This window comes from Yersinia fenwicki (assembly GCF_043099325.1).
Taxonomy (GTDB): Bacteria; Pseudomonadota; Gammaproteobacteria; order Enterobacterales; family Enterobacteriaceae; genus Yersinia.
Genome location: NZ_CP170755.1, coordinates 145,431 through 164,397, shown reverse-complemented (window position 1 = coordinate 164,397; position 18,967 = coordinate 145,431). Strand labels below are relative to the sequence as shown.

Sequence of the window (18,967 nt, the reverse complement as noted above, 5' to 3'; positions counted from 1 at the left end):
AAAAATCAACATAAAACCAAAATTAACATGATGATTTTATTTGAAATAAATTAAAAATATTTTTTATACCTTGTTTTTTCAAGATGTCCTGACAATAAATCAATTGTATTTGACTTATAGGAGAAGCACATTAAAAACCAATGAAACCAAAATCTACCACTATCAGTTTTATATAGAGCACGTAAATAAAGTCAGTTATGAAAAATAGAATAGTTTCCTGTGGAAACCTTGTTAATTTTTAACTTTCCACCAAAAAAATATATGGAACGTAATCTACATAGAGGGCAAAACATGCAAAACCCAACAATTGTTATTGGCGTCATTGGTGCTGATTGCCATGCTGTTGGTAATAAAGTGCTCGACCGGGTATTTACCATGCACAATTTCAGCGTAATTAACCTCGGCGTTATGGTGAGCCAAGATGAATATATTGATGCCGCCATTGAAACCGGCGCTCAAGCCATTGTCGTTTCCTCTATTTATGGACATGGCGAAGTAGATTGCATCGGCATGCGCGAGAACTGTATTGAACGCGGAATTGGTGAAATATTGCTCTATGTCGGCGGAAACCTGGTTATCGGTAAACATGATTTTTCTGAAATAGAAGCCAAATTCAAAGGGATGGGCTTTAACCGTGTTTTCGCACCCGACACTGATCTGGAATTAGTCTGTTCTCTGATGAAACGCGATATTGAGCATGTTATGCAGGCAGAGGAAGCCGCTGAGGGTATGCAATGATCAGCGTTTCTATCGATATCGGCTCCACCTGGACCAAAGGGGCAGTATTCGAGGCAACAGATGACTCTCATATTGAAGTGAGGAACTACGCATTATCCCCAACAACGCCACACCATTTAGCTGAAGGGTTCTTTTCAGTATTAAATAAGGTTCTGGATGTTCGTGATGCACGGCCAATGTTAGCTTCAGGAGAGATCAATATTGATTACTCTTCTTCTGCTAAAGGGGGGCTTGCCGTTGCCGCCATTGGGTTGGTGCCAAGTATTACACTTGAGTCAGCTAAGGTCACCGCGCATTCTGCCGGAGCTAAAGTGTCACAGCACTTTGCCTATAACCTGAATAAGTCAGATGTGCGGGCTTTAGAAGCATCGCCACCTGATATTCTGCTATTTACGGGGGGGACTGATGGCGGTGATTACGGCCACGGCTTGTTAAATGCCAAATTGTTAGCTCAATCTAACCTTGAATGCGCCATTATTTATGCTGGAAATCGCGACTTGCAAGATGATGTGCAAGAGATCCTCGGCGGTAAAGATTTAACCATCGTCGACAATGTGCTACCCAACCTCGATAGCCCGAACCCTCATAGTGCGCGTAAAGCCATTTGCGACATTTTCCTGCATAAAATTGTTAAGGGGAAAGGTTTAGATGTCATCGTCGATCTGACCGGTGAAGAACCCCTGCCAACCCCTTATTCAGTCTTTGAATTGGTACAGCAAATTCGCTAACACGTCCCCGATTGGGAAACCTTCATGCTGATCGATATGGGAGGTGCGACTACCGATGTTTACTCCTCTTATAACAACCATTTGCTACCTGACACCATTATGCATGGTATCCCTGAACCACTGATTAAACGCACTGTTGAAGGTGATCTGGGGATGCGCGTTTCAGCACTCAACGCGGGCGAGACCGGCACGATGATGATTGATCATTATTTTGCTCATCAACAAACCAAAATTGATGCTTTTCATCACTATCTAAAATATATCTCTGCTCATCCCGATTATTTGCCCCAGAGCGATGAGGAAATAGTGTTCGACCAATTACTCGCCGGAATGTGTATCGGGTACGCATCTGAACATCATGCGGGAACTAAAACGCAGGTTTGTACCTGTGCTGGCAATATTGACCTACAAATTGGGCGCGATTTAACCCAGGTGAAAAAAGTCATCGGTACCGGGGGGTGGCTCTCCCGAGCAGACTCATTCGATATCCATAACTGGCTGAAATATCGAAGTTTAGATGAGAAAAGCAGAAAAGTTCTGCTTCCTGACCAGTTTGAATATTACAGAGATACCCAAGGTTTATTCCCCCTGCTCGCTAATGTCTCCCGTCGCTTTCCTAAAGCTGCCGCCCAGACTGGTGTTCGAATTTTGCACAAATAAAAATTGGAGTCATGATGGAACTTCGAAACAAAAAGATTTCTTTAGATGATTTTATGTCCGAGCGCTTTCACGTATTAAAAACCTGGCATACCGGCAAAGATGTTGAGAATTTTGAAGATGGGGTGAAGTATCAGCAAGCCATTCCGGAGTCGAAAAATTTTGCCAGAGCCTTGTTTGAAGCTGACTGTAACGGCATTACGCTGAGTCAACCTCGTGCAGGGGTAGCGCTAATTGAAGAACACATTGAGCTACTGAAAACACTACAAAAAGATTGCGACCTGTTACCAACCACCATTGACGCGTATACCCGCCTCAATCGCTATGAAGAAGCGGCGGTTGGTATTCAAAAATCGATTGAAGCGGGCACTTCCAAACTCAACGGGTTACCGGTGGTCAATCATGGCGTAAAAGCTTGTCGCCGCATTACCGAGTCCTTATCTAAGCCTCTGCAAATTCGTCATGGCACTCCCGATGCGCGCCTGTTAGCAGAAATCGCGATGGCCAGCGGATTTACCAGCTACGAAGGTGGTGGCATCTCTTACAACATCCCTTATGCAAAACGTGTGACGTTGGAGAAATCCATTCGTGACTGGCAGTACTGCGATCGTTTGATTGGGGTCTATGAAGAACACGGTATTCGTATCAATCGCGAACCATTTGGCCCGCTAACCGGCACCTTGATCCCGCCATTTGTTTCCCATGCAGTTGCCATCATAGAGGGTCTACTGGCACTGGAACAAGGGGTGAAATCCGTCACCGTCGGTTACGGTCAGGTGGGTAATATTGTGCAAGATATTGCTGCAATTCAGTCATTACGCGAACTGGCACATGAGTATTTCCGTGGCAATGGTTACGAAAATTACGAGCTCAGCACAGTATTCCACCAATGGATGGGTGGGTTCCCGGAAGATGAATCTCGTGCCTTCGCGGTGATCTCTTGGGGAGCGGCGGTCGCCGGGATGGCAGGGGCCACTAAAGTCATTACCAAAAGCCCTCATGAAGCCTACGGTATCCCTACCGCTGAGGCTAATGGTCAGGGATTGCGGGCATCAAATCAAATGCTGAACATGGTTCGTGACCAAAAATTCCCACCTTGCGTGGAAGTTGATCGCGAAGTTGCACTGATTAAACGCGAAGTACGCGCCGTCATGGATAAAGTCCTGGAACTGGGCCACGGCGATATTGCGATAGGGACTGTACGGGCCTTTGAAGCTGGCGTGCTGGATGTCCCTTTTGCTCCAGCCACCTGCAACTCCGGCAAGATGATGCCAATCCGTGATAACCATGGCGCAATCCGTGTGTTCGATCCCGGTTCAGTTCCCCTGCCTAAAGATGTGCTGGCGCTCCACCATGATTTTATCGCTGAACGCGCTAAAGAAGAGGGCCGCATCCCTTCATTCCAAATGATCATTGACGATATTAACGCCGTATCCCACAGCAAATTAATAGGAAGACCATAATGAAAATCAAGCACGCACTGTTCACCGCAGGTAACTCATCGTTCTACTTCGATGACCAGCAGGCCATCAAAAATGGTGCAAAACTGGATGGATTTATCTATCAAGGTAAACCTGTAACTGAGGGATTCAGCGCAATTCGTCAGGCGGGTGAATGCGTTAACGTCCAATTAATCTTAGAAAATGGTGCTGTCGCTGTGGGCGATTGTGCCGCCGTACAATACTCCGGTGCCGGTGGCCGTGATCCTTTGTTTATCGCCGCCAATTTTGTTCCTTTCCTGGAAAAATACATCAAACCACTGCTGGAAGGGCGTGATATCAGTGAATTTCGTCTGAACGCAACCTTCTTCGATGAAGTGACAATTGATGGCAAACCACTACATACGGCCATCCGTTATGGTCTTTCTCAGGCATTACTGGATGCAACCGCATTAGCGACTGGCCGTTTAAAAGCAGAAGTGGTGTGTGATGAATGGCATCTGCCGTTGATTGCCAAACCGATCCCTCTGTTTGGTCAGAGCGGTGACGACCGTTATATCGCCGTCGATAAAATGATTCTTAAAGGTGTGGATGTTCTGCCACATGGCCTTATCAATAATGTTGATGAAAAACTGGGCCGCAATGGCGAAAAACTGCGTGAATATGTGAGCTGGTTGGCTAAACGCGTCAGTGATTTACGCGTCGATCCGAGCTACAAACCGGATTTACATATCGACGTTTACGGCACCATTGGCCTGATTTTCGACATGGACCCGATGCTGTGCGCAGAGTACATCGCCAGCTTGCAGGAGCAGGCCGGTGAACTGAATTTATATATCGAAGGGCCGGTTGATGCGGGTAATAAACCAGACCAAATCCGCCTATTAACCGAAATCACCCACAACCTGAAAAAACTGGGTTCGAACGTCAAAATCGTGGCCGACGAATGGTGTAACACCTACCAAGATATCATCGATTTTACTGATGCAGGTAGCTGTCACATGGTGCAAATCAAAACCCCGGATCTGGGCAGTATTCACAACATTGTTGATGCTGTTCTGTATTGCAATAAAAAAGGTATGGAAGCGTATCAAGGCGGTACTTGTAACGAAACCGATATCAGCGCGCGTACCTGCGTACATGTTGCTATCGCCTCCCGGCCAATGCGTATGCTCATCAAACCGGGTATGGGTTTTGATGAAGGAATGAACATTGTGTTCAACGAGATGACTCGCACCATCGCGCAACTGAAGACAAAGGCTAACTGATATGTCTAAAACTTTTAAAATCCTATCGCCAACAGCCATTCTGGGATATGGATTTCCAGAAGAAAGCTTTATAAGGGCGATGGAGGAATCACCTGATTTAATCGCCGTGGACGCGGGTTCCTCTGATCCCGGCCCGCACTATCTGGGTTCAGGCAAACCATTTACCGATCGGGCGGGAGTCAAACGGGATCTGCGCTATATGATAACCGCAGGTGTGAAACAGGGCATTCCGGTGGTTATCGGCACTGCCGGTGGATCAGGAGCCGCACCGCATTTGGAATGGTGTCGCCAGATCATTTTAGAAATTGCCCAAGAAGAGTCGCTAAACTTTACTCTGGCGGTTATTCCTGCTGATGTGAGTAAAGAAGCGGTTCATGCAGCCCTTGATGCAAGCAAAATTCAGGCGCTGGATTTTGTCCCTGAATTGACTCATGAAGCCATTGATGCAACAACTTATATCGTTGCACAGATGGGAATTGAGCCTTTCCAGGAAGCATTACAGGCTGGCGCACAAGTGGTGTTAGGTGGCCGTGCTTATGACCCCGCATGCTTCGCCGCGCTCCCTATCATGATGGGGTTCGATGAAGGCCTGGCGTTACATTGTGGGAAAATTCTGGAGTGCGCTGCCATTGCAGCAACACCGGGATCAGGTTCTGACTGTGCGATGGGTATTCTGGATGAAACCGGTTTTACGTTGAAGACCTTCAACGAGAAGCGCCAGTTCACTGAAACCTCTGCTGCTGCACATACATTATATGAAAAATCAGATCCTTACTTCTTACCTGGCCCCGGTGGGGCATTGAATCTGAAAGCATGTAACTTTAAAGATGTGGGTAATGGTCAGGTGCGCGTCACTGGATCGGTACATGAACATACGCCCTACACCGTGAAGCTGGAAGGTGCTCGCCCGGTCGGTTATCGTACACTGAGTATTGCTGGCACACGCGACTCGATTATGATTGCCGATATCGATAACATCTTGCTTGAAGTGCGCAAAAGTGTGGAAAAAAACCTGAGTATTGAGCCAGACTCAGTGCAGCTTAACTTTCATCTGTACGGCAAAAATGGCGTGATGGGGAAAATGGAGCCGGAGCCGGATACCACGTCTTATGAATTAGGTATTTTGCTCGATGTTGTGGCCCCATCTCAAGCGACTGCCGACAGCATTTGCTCACTGGCCCGCTCTACCTTGCTTCATTATGGTTATGCTGGCCGAATTGCAACCGCAGGTAATTTAGCTTTCCCATTTTCCCCATCAGATATTAGGGCCGGTCTGGTTTATGAATTCTCCATTTATCACTTAATGGAATATACACCAGAGATTGCCTTTAAGTTTCGTCTGGAAAATGTCACAACAGAAGGAGCGATGGCATGAAAATATCAATTTTAGATTTAGCTCATGTCGTCAGATCAAAAAATGCCGGGCCATATGAATTAGTGTTAGATATTTTATTTAAGGATAAAGAGATATATTCATCCATTAAAACATCCGGCCAATTTAAAAAAGAACTGATAGCAAAACTTTATAAAATTGAACCTGGCCTTGTCCATCGCATTGTTTGGTTTGATCCGGCGAACGCCGTCAAAGTGGTCATGCCACGTAGCCTTGTATCTGGCGCCGTAGGCGACACTGACGTCTATGGCGCCCAACAACATGCACCATTATTGAAACTTGAGTTCAATATTTAGTTTTTCATTAGTTGTAACCGTAGAATATATTTCCTAAATCATCCGGTGCATTGTGCTGCGCTATGTGCTTCGCCCTGCACCGTTTTCAATATACCGATAAACACAACATCAGTAACATTATTAAATGACTTAAAAAAAACAATACCACCCTACTTATAAATGGAATCATTATGAAATCAAAAAGTTTGACCACAATGATCATATTGGGTCTGATAATAGGTATTATCGTCGGGTTTTTAATAAATTCCTTTAGCAGCCCTGATTTTGCAAAGTCGTACGCATCTGAAATATCTATTTTTACCGATATATTCCTACGATTGATCAAAATGATCATTGCCCCGTTAATCATCTCAACATTAGTGGTTGGGATTGCCAAAATGGGTGATGCCAAAACATTAGGACGCGTTTTTTCAAAAACGCTGTTCCTGTTTATTTGCGCAGCATTCATTTCCATTCTGCTCGGTTTAGTGGTGGTTAACCTCCTAAAACCAGGGGATGGCATTAACTTCGTAGCCGCAACCGCCAGTGCTGTAGACGGTATTGCACCAGTTCCATTCTCCGCGAAGGTCTTTATCTCGCATGCCATTCCAACCAGTATTGTTGATGCGATGGCACGCAACGAAATCCTGCAAATTGTTGTATTCTCCGTCTTCATGGGGGTTAGCCTTTCAGCTATTGGTGAGAAGGCAAAACCTATTGTTTCGGTATTGGAATCACTGGCTCACCTGATGATGAAACTCACAGGTTATGTCATGCTATTTGCTCCGTTGACCGTCTTTGCCGCTATTTCAGCGATGATTTCTGAACGTGGTTTAAGCGTATTGGTTAGTGCCGGTATCTTTATGGGCGAGTTCTATCTTACTCTTGCCCTATTGTGGGTTATTTTGATTGGTTGCTCTGCTCTGCTAATTGGCCGTTGTATTTTCCGGTTAGTCAGAAGTATCAGCGAGCCTGCGCTACTTGCCTTTACTACTTCAAGCTCTGAAGCCGCCTTCCCCGGCACGTTAGAAAAACTGGAAGAGTTCGGCGTTTCTAACAAAATTGCCAGTTTTGTTCTCCCTATCGGTTACTCATTCAACCTGGTAGGCTCGATGGCATATTGCTCATTTGCAGTCATATTTATTGCTCAGGCATGTAATATTCATCTGAGCATGGGCGAGCAAATCACCATGTTGTTAATTCTGATGCTGACCTCTAAAGGCATGGCGGGCGTGCCGCGCGCGTCATTAGTGGTTATCGCAGCCACTCTCAGCCAATTTAATATCCCGGAAGCTGGCTTGATTCTATTAATGGGTGTTGATCCCTTCCTCGATATGGGTCGTTCAGCCACTAACGTGATGAGTAATGCGGTTGGTGCAGCACTGGTTGGGCGTTGGGAAGGTGAACATTATGGTGACGGTTGCCGTGGTGTGGCGAAAATAGGTACCGAAACGGTAGTCATCCAAGAAGCCGTCGCCGTTCAAGAGAGTTTCACTCTTGAGGCGCAAGCTAAATAACGCCACCTAAGCCTTTACGCCACATCAGGGAAACAAAACCCCAGGCTTATATAAGCCTGGGGTCGATAACTGAGTAATAAATACCATTATCTCTGTTTGGCCGCCAGTGCCTGCGCACAGGCCCAGGCAGAGCTCCAGGCCCATTGGAAGTTATAGCCCCCTAACCAACCAGTGACATCAACCACTTCACCAATAAAGTACAACCCAGGCACTTTATGAGCTTCCATGGTTTTGGAGGAGAGCTCTTGGGTATCGACGCCACCAATCGTGACCTCAGCAGTACGATAGCCTTCTGTTCCATTAGGTTGTACCCGCCACTGTTGCAGGTTTGCCACCAACGCAGCCTGTTGCGGCACATTTAGCTGCTTCAAAGTGACATCCGGCAGTTGCTCCAGCGTCTGTAGACATTCCACCAACCGCTTAGGTAACAGTTGAGCCAGCGTGTTCTTCAACGTTTGATTAGGATGAGCTTGCCGCTCATTGTCCAGAAATACATCTAAATCAGTGTCGGGAAGTAAGTTAATGCTCACATACTCGCCAGCCTGCCAATAGCTTGATAGTTGTAAAATTGCAGGGCCAGAAAGACCACGATGGGTAAATAAAATACTCTCACGGAAACTGACACCATTCTCTGCCGTCACCACCGCTGGGACTGAAACACCAGAGAGTGTTTGCAGATGATCTAACAAAGGCTTGTGCAGAGTAAAGGGAACCAAAGCGGCGCGAGTCGGTAATACTTTCAAACCAAACTGTTCTGCCAACTTATAACCGAAGGGAGAGGCTCCCAATCCCGGCATAGATAATCCACCTGAAGCCACCACAAGTGAGTGAGCGCTCACTTTAATATCATTAACCTGCAACACGAAACCCGTCTCGGTTTTTACCACTGACAGCACATCGCTGCGTAATCGAATCGTGACTTGCCCCAATTCGCACTCTTTCAGTAAAAGCTCAACCACTTGTTGGGCTGAATCATCACAAAACAGTTGCCCTAGCGTTTTTTCATGCCAGGCGATGTTATAGCGATTCATCAGATCAATGAAATCCCATTGGGTGTAACGTGCTAAAGCAGATTTACAGAAATGAGAATTTTGTGAGAGGTAAGCTGCGGGTTCGACAAACATATTAGTGAAGTTACAGCGACCACCACCGGACATCAATATCTTGCGTCCAGCCTTTTTGCCATTATCCACCAAGAGTACCCGGCACCCCGCTTGCCCAGCTTGAGCTGCACAAAACAGGCCCGCAGCACCTGCGCCTATCACTACCACATCAAACTGTTCCACACTGGGCCTCACTGAGTAAAATCATCATCACTGCAAAAGTGTCCGTTTTTTCGCCAAACTGCATACTATTCGTTCATTCAACCGACAAATTAGCGGCGGGAGATTGTAAGTCGCCCACTCTCAGGAAGCTAGAGTAAGAAAATGTCTCATAGAGTAAAACTAAGTAACCTGCTGATATACCATATATATATTGTTAAAAATGGCGAATTCATCCGCGGTCATGTCAAAAAAAGGTCATATTTTCCTTTTCCCCACACCCCATTGTCACTGATAATGCGCCGCGTTCATGTCCACAAACTGGCGTAACGCTTATGCTACATCTTTTCGCTGGCCTGGATTTCCATACCGGCCTAATGTTAGTTCTTGCTTTGTTGTTTGTGCTGTTTTACGAAGCCATCAATGGTTTTCATGACACAGCCAATGCGGTTGCAACCGTAATATATACCCGCGCCATGCGTTCACAGGTGGCTGTCGTGATGGCAGGGGTGTTTAATTTCCTCGGCGTGATGCTGGGTGGTTTGAGCGTGGCTTATGCCATTGTTCACTTACTGCCTACTGATCTGCTGTTAAATGTCAGTTCGGCACATGGGTTGGCGATGGTCTTCTCTATGCTGCTGGCGGCGATCATCTGGAATTTGGGCACGTGGTATTTCGGTATCCCAGCCTCCAGTTCGCATACGCTGATTGGTGCAATCATCGGTATTGGTTTAACCAATGCATTAATGACCAGTACATCTGTGGTAGATGCACTGAACGTTCCTAAGATGATTCAAATCTTCCTGTCTTTAATCTTATCCCCGATTGTGGGTCTGGTTATTGCTGGTTTGATGGTGTTCCTGTTACGTCGTTACTGGAACGGGACTAAGAAGCAGCAACGTATTCACCTGACCCCCGCGGAACGTGAAAAGAAAGACGGTAAACGTAAACCGCCATTCTGGACCCGCACTGCCCTGATCCTCTCGGCTATTGGCGTGAGTTTCTCTCATGGCGCTAACGATGGTCAGAAAGGGATTGGCTTGATCATGCTGGTATTAATCGGCGTAGCTCCGGCTGGGTTTGTCGTGAATATGAATGCAACAGGCTATGATATTGCCCGCACCCGCGATGCAGTGACTCATCTGCAACAATATTATCAACAGCATGTTGAAGCATTGCCTCATGCTATCGCACTGAAGCCACTGGTACCGACACCAGATACATTGCCAAACACCCCAGAACAGTTCCACTGTGATAGTTCACGCGCCATGATAGCGATTGATCATGCACAGACGCTGTTAGCAAATCTGCAAAGCTATGACGACCTGACGGTCGATCAACGTAGCCATATGCGCCGCTTGCTGATGTGTGTTGCTGAGACCGCTGGGGCCGTTGCCAAACTGCCAGAAACCAGTGCTCAAGACCGCCGTTTCCTCAATAATCTGCGCACAGATTTGTTAGAAACCGTGGAATACGCACCAACCTGGATTATCGTTGCCGTCGCTCTGGCCCTGTCTTTGGGTACCATGGTTGGCTGGAAACGTGTTGCAGTCACTATCGGTGAGAAAATCGGTAAGAAAGGCATGACCTACGCACAAGGGGTTTCTGCTCAGATGACTGCGGCGGTCTCCATTGGTATTGCCAGTTACACCGGTATGCCAGTATCGACAACTCAAGTGCTCTCATCAGCGGTTGCCGGCACCATGTTGGTGGATGGCGGTGGTGTGCAGAGTAAGACGGTGAAGAATATTATGTTGGCGTGGGTCTTAACCTTGCCAATCTCAATTCTTCTTTCCGGCGGGTTATACTGGATAGCGTTGAAATTTATTTAAATCCAGCGAAACAGTTATACTCGCATTGAGAAAACTCGAATTTGAGATAAATAAAAGGCGGCCTTATCGGTCGCCTTTTTACGTATTGTTATGCCAAAAATTCATACTAATACCACAATATTAAGCCCAGCAGACTAACCATAACCAAACCACATAATGCGCTAGTCAGGATAAACTGCCCACGTAGCCTCTCACAACGGCGAATAAATTCCGGGTCATGATGATCAAGATAACGTTGAGCAAAGATATAACCGACTAATCTAATCTGTTTGCTCGGCTGACCGTGAGAGGTGAAAAATCCACCACCATCAACGTATTGATACAGCAACGGGTCGCAACCACGTAATACCACTAACAAAGCACGCAATGATGAATAATAACGCGCCATATTAATTACACATACCACACACAAAGCCCAAAAAAGCGCGACGGTACTGATCATAATCATCCTCCCAGCGATATCACACGCACCAAGTCCATTCCCCTGAACCCTTGCGCTATCGCTCACTCTAGCCGATACAAACACCCCCAGGGCCTCAAAAGTCACCCCCTATTGTTCGCTCACTGATTGTGACTCGATATGATATCCACTCGACACACTATCTGAACGTGTTGGACTCCCTTTATGAGTGTAGGAAATGAAATGAGAAATAGCCTGATAATCTCTAAATTAAGCTAAATTGGGTGGTTACTAAGTATCGATTAGTATTAACTTATAACGAACTTTGCTCATTATAAAATACTGGTTCCACCCGAAAATACTGTCTAAATATTAATCTTTCTTAACTGATTTATGTAAATCAAGCGGCTATTATTTTTAGGTTATATTTACATCACAAATATAAAATTACGCACATCATGCTATCTGAACAGCGCTATACTTAGGGTAATGATCTGCTTTAAATTCAATCAGTGCGACGATATGTTATGGCCAAGCGCGGTAGAGTTTGGTCAGTTTTTGGTGTAAAAAGACAGACGCTGACTTTAGTGATCATCATCAAAACAGTGTGTTGTGATCCATGAAACACTTCGGTTAAGGGTCATAATGGTACTATGTAGATATCGTGTTAGCACCCGTTCAAAAGGTTGAATGTTTGCTTACCCATTAATTAACATTATGGAAGGAGTTTACTTATGGCTTACAAACACATTCTGATTGCGGTTGACCTATCTCCGGAAAGTAAGGTGTTGGTGGAAAAAGCGGTCTCAATGGCTAGACCGTACAATGCCAAAGTTTCCCTGATCCATGTCGATGTAAACTACTCAGATCTCTATACCGGCCTGATCGACGTTAATCTTGGCGATATGCAGAAACGCATTTCTGAAGAAACACACAATGCGTTGACCGAGCTTTCTCAAAACGCAGGCTATCCAATTGAACAAACACTGAGCGGTAGTGGCGATTTGGGTCAGGTACTGGTTGATGCCATTAAGAAATACGATATGGACTTGGTATTATGTGGCCATCACCAGGATTTCTGGAGCAAGTTGATGTCTTCAGCACGCCAACTGATCAACACCGTACATGTCGATATGCTCATCGTACCACTGCGCGATGATGAAAATGGTGAAGATGATTAAGCTACATAAGCTACATTAACTTAGCATCATCACCTCTCACGCCCGCCTTTAGCGGGCGTTTTTTTATGCTGAACCCCGCCCCAACCCTATATTTCCTCACATTAATAACCCTGCTAAGTTTTTATCAAAATCCCTTGCGGCATGAATATAAACCAGTGATATAGTCGAAGATGCACAACATCGTCTCCTCACTATTTTGGATAATAATAATAGGCCGCAAAAATCTGTCAGGAGAGTCTTAATTGGTACAAGGAATTATTAGTGATGAATGCTTTAACCTCTCTGGAGTCATTTTTAGAATCTTTACAACAACGTGATGCCAATCAACCGGAATACCTCCAAGCCGTACGTGAAGTTTTCACGTCACTGTGGCCTTTTCTGGAGCAAAACCCTCATTACCGAGAACAAAGCCTACTGGAACGTTTAGTCGAACCGGAACGCGTCATCCAATTCCGCGTTGCATGGACTGACGATCAAGGAAAAGTACAGGTCAACCGTGCATGGCGTGTTCAGTTTAACTCTGCGATTGGCCCCTATAAGGGCGGGATGCGCTTCCATCCATCAGTAAACTTATCCATCCTTAAGTTCTTGGGTTTTGAACAGACCTTTAAAAATGCCCTGACAACACTGCCAATGGGCGGGGGCAAAGGCGGTTCTGATTTTAATCCGAAAGGGAAAAGTCAGGCAGAAGTCATGCGTTTTTGCCAGGCACTGATGACCGAGCTTTATCGTCATCTGGGCCCGGATACTGATGTTCCTGCGGGTGACATTGGTGTAGGTGGCCGCGAAGTCGCCTTTATGTCCGGCATGATGAAGAAACTATCCAATAACACCGCCTGTGTTTTCACCGGCAAAGGGCTTTCTTTCGGCGGCAGTCTTATTCGCCCAGAAGCTACCGGTTACGGCTTAGTTTATTTCACCGATGCTATGCTCAAGCGCCACGGTTTAGGTTTTGAAGGGAGAAGAGTCTCTGTTTCTGGCGCAGGTAACGTGGCTCAATATACTATCGAAAAAGCTATGGAGCTGGGCGCTCGAGTCATTACCGCCTCTGACTCCTGTGGTACTGTGGTTGATGAGGAAGGCTTTACGCCGGAAAAATTGGCCCATTTGGCCGAGATTAAAAACAAACGTTACGGCAGCATCGAAGATTATGCCCGTGAACGTAATCTGGTTTATTTAGCAGGCCAGCAGCCGTGGAATGTCCCGGTTGATATCGCCTTGCCTTGCGCAACACAAAACGAGCTGGATTTACCTGCCGCCCGTCAGCTCATTGCTAATGGGGTTAAAGCCGTTGCCGAAGGCGCTAATATGCCAACGACCATTCAGGCAACCGATGCTTTCCTCGATGCTGGTGTTTTGTTTGCGCCGGGTAAAGCTGCCAATGCCGGTGGCGTTGCAACCTCTGGCCTGGAAATGGCACAGAATGCGGCTCGCCTGAGCTGGAAATCAGAGAAAGTTGATGTCCGCTTACACCACATCATGCTGGATATTCACCAATCTTGTGTCGAATATGGCGGTGAAGGTAAGCAAACCCACTATGTTCATGGCGCTAATATTGCCGCCTTTGTCAAAGTAGCCGATGCTATGCTGGCCCAAGGTGTGCTGTAAATAATAAAACCCCATATTCTTTGAGATAAATATCGATAAGAATATGGGATTATATCCAATTATATTCACCACTCATATTCATATTGGTTAACTCATTCATCTTAAAATTTCGCTTTAAGATTTCGCTTATTTATAACAATAATCTAATCAGTAATATATCTGCTCATTAATACATTTCAAATAATATGATTTTAAATAATTGCAGGGTTATATATTCATGGAAGAAATAAAAAACACCATTAAGAACTTGGAAAAAATAGATTATACGGCAATAACTCATCGTGAAAAATGGGAAATAAAAAATAGTAACAACATTACTACGGTGAACTTTTCATTTACTCAGGAAATACCAAAAGAATATCATTATTATAAACTTAATCATAATACGCCAATATCGTCTCTTAATCCGTCACAGATTGACCAAGCAAAATCCACATTTATAAATATATCAGATGTGGCAAATATAATTTTTACTGAGGTTAAAGATAGTCAAGCTAATATCCCCATCGTCAATGTCCACCCGGATAAACCTATCAGAGCGGCAGGTTATGCACACATTCCTAGTAGACGAAACCTGAGCCCGATATTCATCAATGCAGACATCTCAGAGAACCTTACTCCTACTAACTTAAATTATGGCGGTCACGTTATCGCTCATGAAGTCTTACATGCCGTTAGTTTGAAACATACTCATGACACAGTTGGCTTGACGCAACGAGAAAGTGTTATGAGCTATTTCTCTGAGCAGCTTTCAGGTGCTAACTATCGTGAGTATTCTGCTTCCACACCACAACTGTATGATATCGCTGCACTTCAATACCTTTATGGTGCCAATATGCGTACCCGCACCGGTAATACCATCTATGGTTTTAATTCTAATAGTGATAGAAAGCATTTCAGTGCACACCACAGTAACGATCCATTAATATTCTGTGTATGGGATGCCGCTGGCATCGATAGTTCTGACTTTTCCGGTTATACACAGAATCAAATCATTAATCTTAATCAGGGCAGTTTTTCAAATGTCGGTATGTTATCCAGTAATGTCTCAATTGCTTTTAATGTGATCATTGAAAACGCCATCGCAGGCAGTGGTGATGATGTATTAATCGGCAATCAGGTCAATAATACTTTAAAAGGGGGGGATGGCGATGATCAATTATATGGAGGGATAGGCGCTGATCATCTTTGGGGTGAGAAAGGGCGAGACATATTTTGTTATCGTGACATAAATGATTCAACACTAAATGCTGCTGATACAATATATGACTTTGAATCTGGTCACGATAAAATAGATATATCATATCTAGCGAGCAGTAAGATTATACTAACGGATGGATTTAGATCTACAGACCATCATCATGACCGTACTGAAGTAGCGCAATTTTATGGTGAGACGAGTGATCTCACCTACTTAATGATTAATTTTGATCATACCGATCAGACAGATATGGTGATTAAACTCGCAGGTAAACACCAACTAACCACTCATGATTTTATTTGTGCACCGCGACTAACAACCTAACCCTTTATGACAGGCTGCTAACACTCAAGTGCCGCAGCCTATATCCAAAGGCATGCCGCTAAGGAAAATAAAGATCAAAACGATGACTTTTGGTGGTCACTGCGGCCTGTGCTGCAATACCTGCCAGTGGTTCGGCATAATCCGGGCGCTTAACCACCACCCGTTTAGTGGCCAATGCGCGTGCCGGTGCCAGTAAACCATCGGCGTCTTCGTCAGCCCCGACCAATGATTGGAATACCCGCATTTCCTTTTTAACCAACGCACTTTTTTGCCGGTGCGGGTACATCGGATCGAGATACACAACTTCGGGCCGAGGCTCAATTTTCGCCAGCGCGGTTAAGCTGGAAGCATGTAATAACGTTAACCGCTCGCGTAACCACGGGCCAATTTCCGCATCCTCATAGCCACGGCGCAAACCATCATCCAGCAATGCGGCAACCACTGGATTGCGCTCCAGCATTTGCACATAGCAACCCAGTGCCGCCAGTACAAAAGCATCTCGCCCAAGGCCTGCCGTAGCATCGACTACACGTGGCAGATACCCTTTTTTGATACCGACAGCTTTAGCGACCGCCTCACCGCGCCCACCACCAAATTTACGACGATGGGCTAGCGTGCCAGCAACAAAATCAACATAAATGCCGCCGAGTTTTGGCTCATCCCGCTTACGCAATTCAAGGCGCTCAGGTGTTAAAACCAGCGCCATAATAGACTGCTCGTCAGACACCAACCCCCAGCGTTCAGCCAGAATAGACAAGGCGCCGGGATCGGCGCCTGCTTCAGACAATAAACAAATACTTACCTGTGACACATTCTAGCCCTTAATACCGTAATGGCGCAGCATAGCATCCAACTGCGGCTCACGGCCACGGAAGCGCTTGAACAGAGTCATTGGCTCCTCAGAACCGCCACGGGACAGAACATTATCGAGGAACGACTGCCCTGTTGCGGCATTGAAAATACCTTCCTCTTCAAAGCGCGAGAAAGCATCAGCCGAGAGCACTTCCGCCCACAAATAACTGTAATAACCCGCGGCATAACCACCAGCAAAGATATGACTAAAGGCATGTGGGAAACGCCCCCAAGTTGGCGATGGCACTACCGCAACCTGTTTTTTCACTTCATATAAGATCGGCAGGATCTGCGCGCCAGTCAGTGGATCGAACTCATAATGCATACGGAAATCGAATAGTCCGAATTCCAGTTGACGCAGGATAAACAGTGCCGCCTGATAGTTTTTCGCCGCCAGTAGTTTATCCAGCATCTCTTGTGGCAGTGGCTCATGGGTTTCGTAATGACCAGAAATAAATGCCAGTGCTTCCGGTTCCCAGCACCAATTTTCCATAAACTGGCTTGGCAATTCGACCGCATCCCACGGTACGCCGTTGATACCAGAGACACCGGCAGTATCAATTTGGGTCAACATATGATGTAAACCGTGGCCGAACTCATGGAACAATGTTGTCACTTCGTTATGAGTAAACAGCGCCGGTTTGCCGCCCACTGGCCCGTTAAAGTTACAGGTTAGATAAGCAACAGGTTTTTGTAATTGGCCATTCGCTAAACGCAAGCTGCCGACACAATCGTCCATCCAGGCTCCACCGCGCTTATGTTCGCGGGCATATAAGTCCAGATAGAAGCTACCGCGCAGTTCACCGCTGGCATCATATAGCTCGAAGAAACGCACATCTGGATGCCAGGTATCAACATCATGGTGTTCTTTGGCCGTAATGCCATAAATGCGTTTAACCACTTCAAACAGCCCTTCTACCACCCGCTGTTCCGGGAAGTAAGGGCGCAACTGCTCGTCGCTGATGGAGAACAAATGCTGCTTCTGTTTTTCGGAGTAATAAGTGATATCCCACGCGGCTAACTCGCTGACACCATAATGCTTTTCAGCAAAAGCACGTAACTGTGCCAGCTCTTCTTCTGCTTGTGGCCGCGCGCGTTTTGCCAAATCATTCAAGAAGCCCAGCACCTGTTGTGGGCTTTCTGCCATCTTGGTCGCCAGTGATTTATCGGCATAACTGTTAAAGCCCAGTAATTGAGCCAATTCATGGCGCAATGTCAGGATTTCGGCCATGATTTCGCTGTTATCCCATTTGCCCGCATTCGGCCCTTGATCAGAAGCGCGAGTGGCAAAGGCGCGATACATCTCTTCGCGCAGTTCAGCGTTATCGGCATAAGTCAGCACCGGCAAGTAACTCGGCATATCCAGAGTCAGCAACCAGCCCTCTTGCTCTTTGGCTTCGGCCATCGCTTTAGCGGCAGCTAATGCACTTTCTGGCAAACCTTTCAGTTGCTCAACATCGCTAATCAACTTGCTCCAACCCATAGTGGCATCGAGCACGTTATTGCTGTAAGTCGACCCCAACTCAGATAAGCGGGCCACAATTTCGCCATAACGTTTTTGTTGCTCCGGCTCCAGACCAATACCAGATAACTGGAAATCACGCAGCGCATTTTCTACCGCTTTACGCTGTGGCGCCGTCAAGGCATCAAACCCCGGCCCTTCTTTCAAGCTGACATAAGCCTGATACAAACCTTTATGCTGACCGACCCAAGTGCCATATTCAGACAGCAGTGGCAAACTTTGTTCATAAGCCTCACGCAATTCCGGGCTGTTTTTGACTGAATTCAAATGCCCAACGGGCGACCAAATGCGTGATAAGCGATCATCGGATTCAGCCAATGGCTGGCACAAATTATCCCAGGTGAAAGGGCCTGGTTGGGCGACCACTCGCTCCACCGCTTGACGGCATTCATCCAATGCAGATTTCACCGCAGGCACGATATCTTCAGGGTGAATAGCAGAAAATGGCGGCAGGGAGAACGGGGTCAACAGCGGATTTATCATAAGGAAGTCCTGATTATTTTTTGAATTTCAGCGCCAGACAGTGCCCAGCAACAGAGAATAAATTACGTATTAATAATTAAGATGAGGTCTGTCAGTATGAAAATCAATGGCTGACGGCTTAAATTGGCCAATCAACAGCCTCAACCTTTCCATTGTGGAACGATGGGATTTTTATCACCAATTAATGCTTTTCACTTTTTATCCACCAGACAGTTTATACTGGTTGCCATAATGTGTTGGCTGCGGTGACTGACGACGATGTTTAGTCGCATCCACAAAGAAAGGCC

At 46.1% G+C, this 18,967-nt stretch carries 14 protein-coding genes and 1 pseudogene; 11 read left to right on the top strand and 4 right to left on the bottom strand.

Going from position 1 to position 18,967, the window contains the following annotated elements; translation table 11 throughout:
- The first annotated feature begins 291 nt into the window (after positions 1-291).
- The 7 genes and pseudogenes from glmS (at position 292) to ACF3VQ_RS00635 (ending at position 8,015) form a co-directional block, all read left to right on the top strand.
- Positions 292-738, top strand: a complete 447-nt coding sequence (gene glmS, locus ACF3VQ_RS00665) for a methylaspartate mutase subunit S (RefSeq protein ID WP_392433002.1) — start codon at positions 292-294, stop codon at positions 736-738.
- Positions 735-2,126: pseudogene (gene glmL, locus ACF3VQ_RS00660) on the top strand (methylaspartate mutase accessory protein GlmL). The gene glmS and the pseudogene glmL overlap by 4 nt, the downstream one beginning before the upstream one ends.
- 14 nt (positions 2,127-2,140) lie before the next feature.
- On the top strand, positions 2,141-3,586 hold the full coding sequence (locus ACF3VQ_RS00655) for a methylaspartate mutase subunit E (protein WP_392435761.1): 1,446 nt from the start codon (positions 2,141-2,143) through the stop codon (positions 3,584-3,586).
- Positions 3,586-4,830 carry a methylaspartate ammonia-lyase gene (locus ACF3VQ_RS00650; protein WP_392433001.1) on the top strand — a complete coding sequence of 415 codons (1,245 nt, stop codon included), beginning with the start codon at positions 3,586-3,588 and terminating at the stop codon, positions 4,828-4,830. The genes ACF3VQ_RS00655 and ACF3VQ_RS00650 overlap by 1 nt, the downstream gene beginning before the upstream one ends.
- A 1-nt stretch (position 4,831) precedes the next feature.
- Complete coding sequence (locus ACF3VQ_RS00645) at positions 4,832-6,205, top strand: acyclic terpene utilization AtuA family protein (RefSeq protein ID WP_392433000.1); 1,374 nt, start codon at positions 4,832-4,834, stop codon at positions 6,203-6,205.
- Positions 6,202-6,519 (top strand): DUF4387 domain-containing protein, encoded by a 318-nt coding sequence (locus ACF3VQ_RS00640; protein WP_392432999.1) that lies wholly within the window; start codon positions 6,202-6,204, stop codon positions 6,517-6,519. Before ACF3VQ_RS00645 ends, ACF3VQ_RS00640 begins: the two co-directional genes overlap by 4 nt.
- Before the next feature lie 170 nt (positions 6,520-6,689).
- Positions 6,690-8,015 (top strand): dicarboxylate/amino acid:cation symporter, encoded by a 1,326-nt coding sequence (locus ACF3VQ_RS00635; protein ID WP_392432998.1) that lies wholly within the window; start codon positions 6,690-6,692, stop codon positions 8,013-8,015.
- A gap of 86 nt (positions 8,016-8,101) precedes the next feature.
- Here ACF3VQ_RS00635 and ACF3VQ_RS00630 read toward each other — a convergent pair whose 3' ends face one another.
- Positions 8,102-9,301 carry an NAD(P)/FAD-dependent oxidoreductase gene (locus ACF3VQ_RS00630; RefSeq protein ID WP_392432997.1) on the bottom strand — a complete coding sequence of 400 codons (1,200 nt, stop codon included), beginning with the start codon at positions 9,299-9,301 and terminating at the stop codon, positions 8,102-8,104.
- A gap of 311 nt (positions 9,302-9,612) precedes the next feature.
- Here ACF3VQ_RS00630 and pitA point away from each other — a divergent pair, with 311 nt between their 5' ends.
- Positions 9,613-11,109 (top strand): inorganic phosphate transporter PitA, encoded by a 1,497-nt coding sequence (pitA, locus tag ACF3VQ_RS00625; protein WP_392432996.1) that lies wholly within the window; start codon positions 9,613-9,615, stop codon positions 11,107-11,109.
- Positions 11,110-11,215: 106 nt separating this feature from the next.
- On the opposite strand, the gene uspB is transcribed toward pitA, so the two are convergent.
- Positions 11,216-11,551: a universal stress protein UspB gene (gene uspB / locus ACF3VQ_RS00620; protein ID WP_005157391.1), complete on the bottom strand. Its 336-nt coding sequence runs from the start codon at positions 11,549-11,551 to the stop codon at positions 11,216-11,218.
- Between the two features lie 692 nt (positions 11,552-12,243).
- Between uspB and uspA the strand changes: the two genes are divergently transcribed.
- The 3 genes from uspA to ACF3VQ_RS00605 all read left to right on the top strand — a co-directional run bounded on the left by uspA (position 12,244) and on the right by ACF3VQ_RS00605 (position 15,823).
- Positions 12,244-12,690, top strand: a complete 447-nt coding sequence (gene uspA / locus ACF3VQ_RS00615; protein ID WP_005157389.1) for a universal stress protein UspA — start codon at positions 12,244-12,246, stop codon at positions 12,688-12,690.
- 264 nt (positions 12,691-12,954) lie between these two features.
- Positions 12,955-14,298, top strand: coding sequence for an NADP-specific glutamate dehydrogenase (gene gdhA / locus ACF3VQ_RS00610; RefSeq protein WP_392432995.1), 1,344 nt, complete (start codon positions 12,955-12,957; stop codon positions 14,296-14,298).
- A 217-nt stretch (positions 14,299-14,515) separates the two neighbouring features.
- Positions 14,516-15,823 carry a M10 family metallopeptidase C-terminal domain-containing protein gene (locus tag ACF3VQ_RS00605; RefSeq protein ID WP_392432994.1) on the top strand — a complete coding sequence of 436 codons (1,308 nt, stop codon included), beginning with the start codon at positions 14,516-14,518 and terminating at the stop codon, positions 15,821-15,823.
- 58 nt (positions 15,824-15,881) lie between these two features.
- Here ACF3VQ_RS00605 and rsmJ read toward each other — a convergent pair whose 3' ends face one another.
- Positions 15,882-16,634 carry a 16S rRNA (guanine(1516)-N(2))-methyltransferase RsmJ gene (gene rsmJ, locus ACF3VQ_RS00600; protein ID WP_392432993.1) on the bottom strand — a complete coding sequence of 251 codons (753 nt, stop codon included), beginning with the start codon at positions 16,632-16,634 and terminating at the stop codon, positions 15,882-15,884.
- Between the two features lie 3 nt (positions 16,635-16,637).
- Positions 16,638-18,680 (bottom strand): oligopeptidase A, encoded by a 2,043-nt coding sequence (gene prlC, locus ACF3VQ_RS00595; protein ID WP_392432992.1) that lies wholly within the window; start codon positions 18,678-18,680, stop codon positions 16,638-16,640.
- Between the last annotated feature and the right edge of the window lie 287 nt (positions 18,681-18,967).

What these genes read in the sequence shown, in the direction of transcription:
- glmS (WP_392433002.1), top strand. Translation starts at nt 292, where the DNA reads ATGCAAAACCCAACAATTGTTATTGGCGTCATTGGTGCTGATTGCCAT.
- ACF3VQ_RS00655 (WP_392435761.1), top strand. Translation starts at nt 2,141, where the DNA reads ATGGAACTTCGAAACAAAAAGATTTCTTTAGATGATTTTATGTCCGAG.
- ACF3VQ_RS00650 (WP_392433001.1), top strand. Translation starts at nt 3,586, where the DNA reads ATGAAAATCAAGCACGCACTGTTCACCGCAGGTAACTCATCGTTCTAC.
- ACF3VQ_RS00645 (WP_392433000.1), top strand. Translation starts at nt 4,832, where the DNA reads ATGTCTAAAACTTTTAAAATCCTATCGCCAACAGCCATTCTGGGATAT.
- ACF3VQ_RS00640 (WP_392432999.1), top strand. Translation starts at nt 6,202, where the DNA reads ATGAAAATATCAATTTTAGATTTAGCTCATGTCGTCAGATCAAAAAAT.
- ACF3VQ_RS00635 (WP_392432998.1), top strand. Translation starts at nt 6,690, where the DNA reads ATGAAATCAAAAAGTTTGACCACAATGATCATATTGGGTCTGATAATA.
- pitA (WP_392432996.1), top strand. Translation starts at nt 9,613, where the DNA reads ATGCTACATCTTTTCGCTGGCCTGGATTTCCATACCGGCCTAATGTTA.
- uspB (WP_005157391.1), bottom strand. Translation starts at nt 11,551, where the DNA reads ATGATCAGTACCGTCGCGCTTTTTTGGGCTTTGTGTGTGGTATGTGTA.
- uspA (WP_005157389.1), top strand. Translation starts at nt 12,244, where the DNA reads ATGGCTTACAAACACATTCTGATTGCGGTTGACCTATCTCCGGAAAGT.
- gdhA (WP_392432995.1), top strand. Translation starts at nt 12,955, where the DNA reads ATGAATGCTTTAACCTCTCTGGAGTCATTTTTAGAATCTTTACAACAA.
- ACF3VQ_RS00605 (WP_392432994.1), top strand. Translation starts at nt 14,516, where the DNA reads ATGGAAGAAATAAAAAACACCATTAAGAACTTGGAAAAAATAGATTAT.
- prlC (WP_392432992.1), bottom strand. Translation starts at nt 18,680, where the DNA reads ATGATAAATCCGCTGTTGACCCCGTTCTCCCTGCCGCCATTTTCTGCT.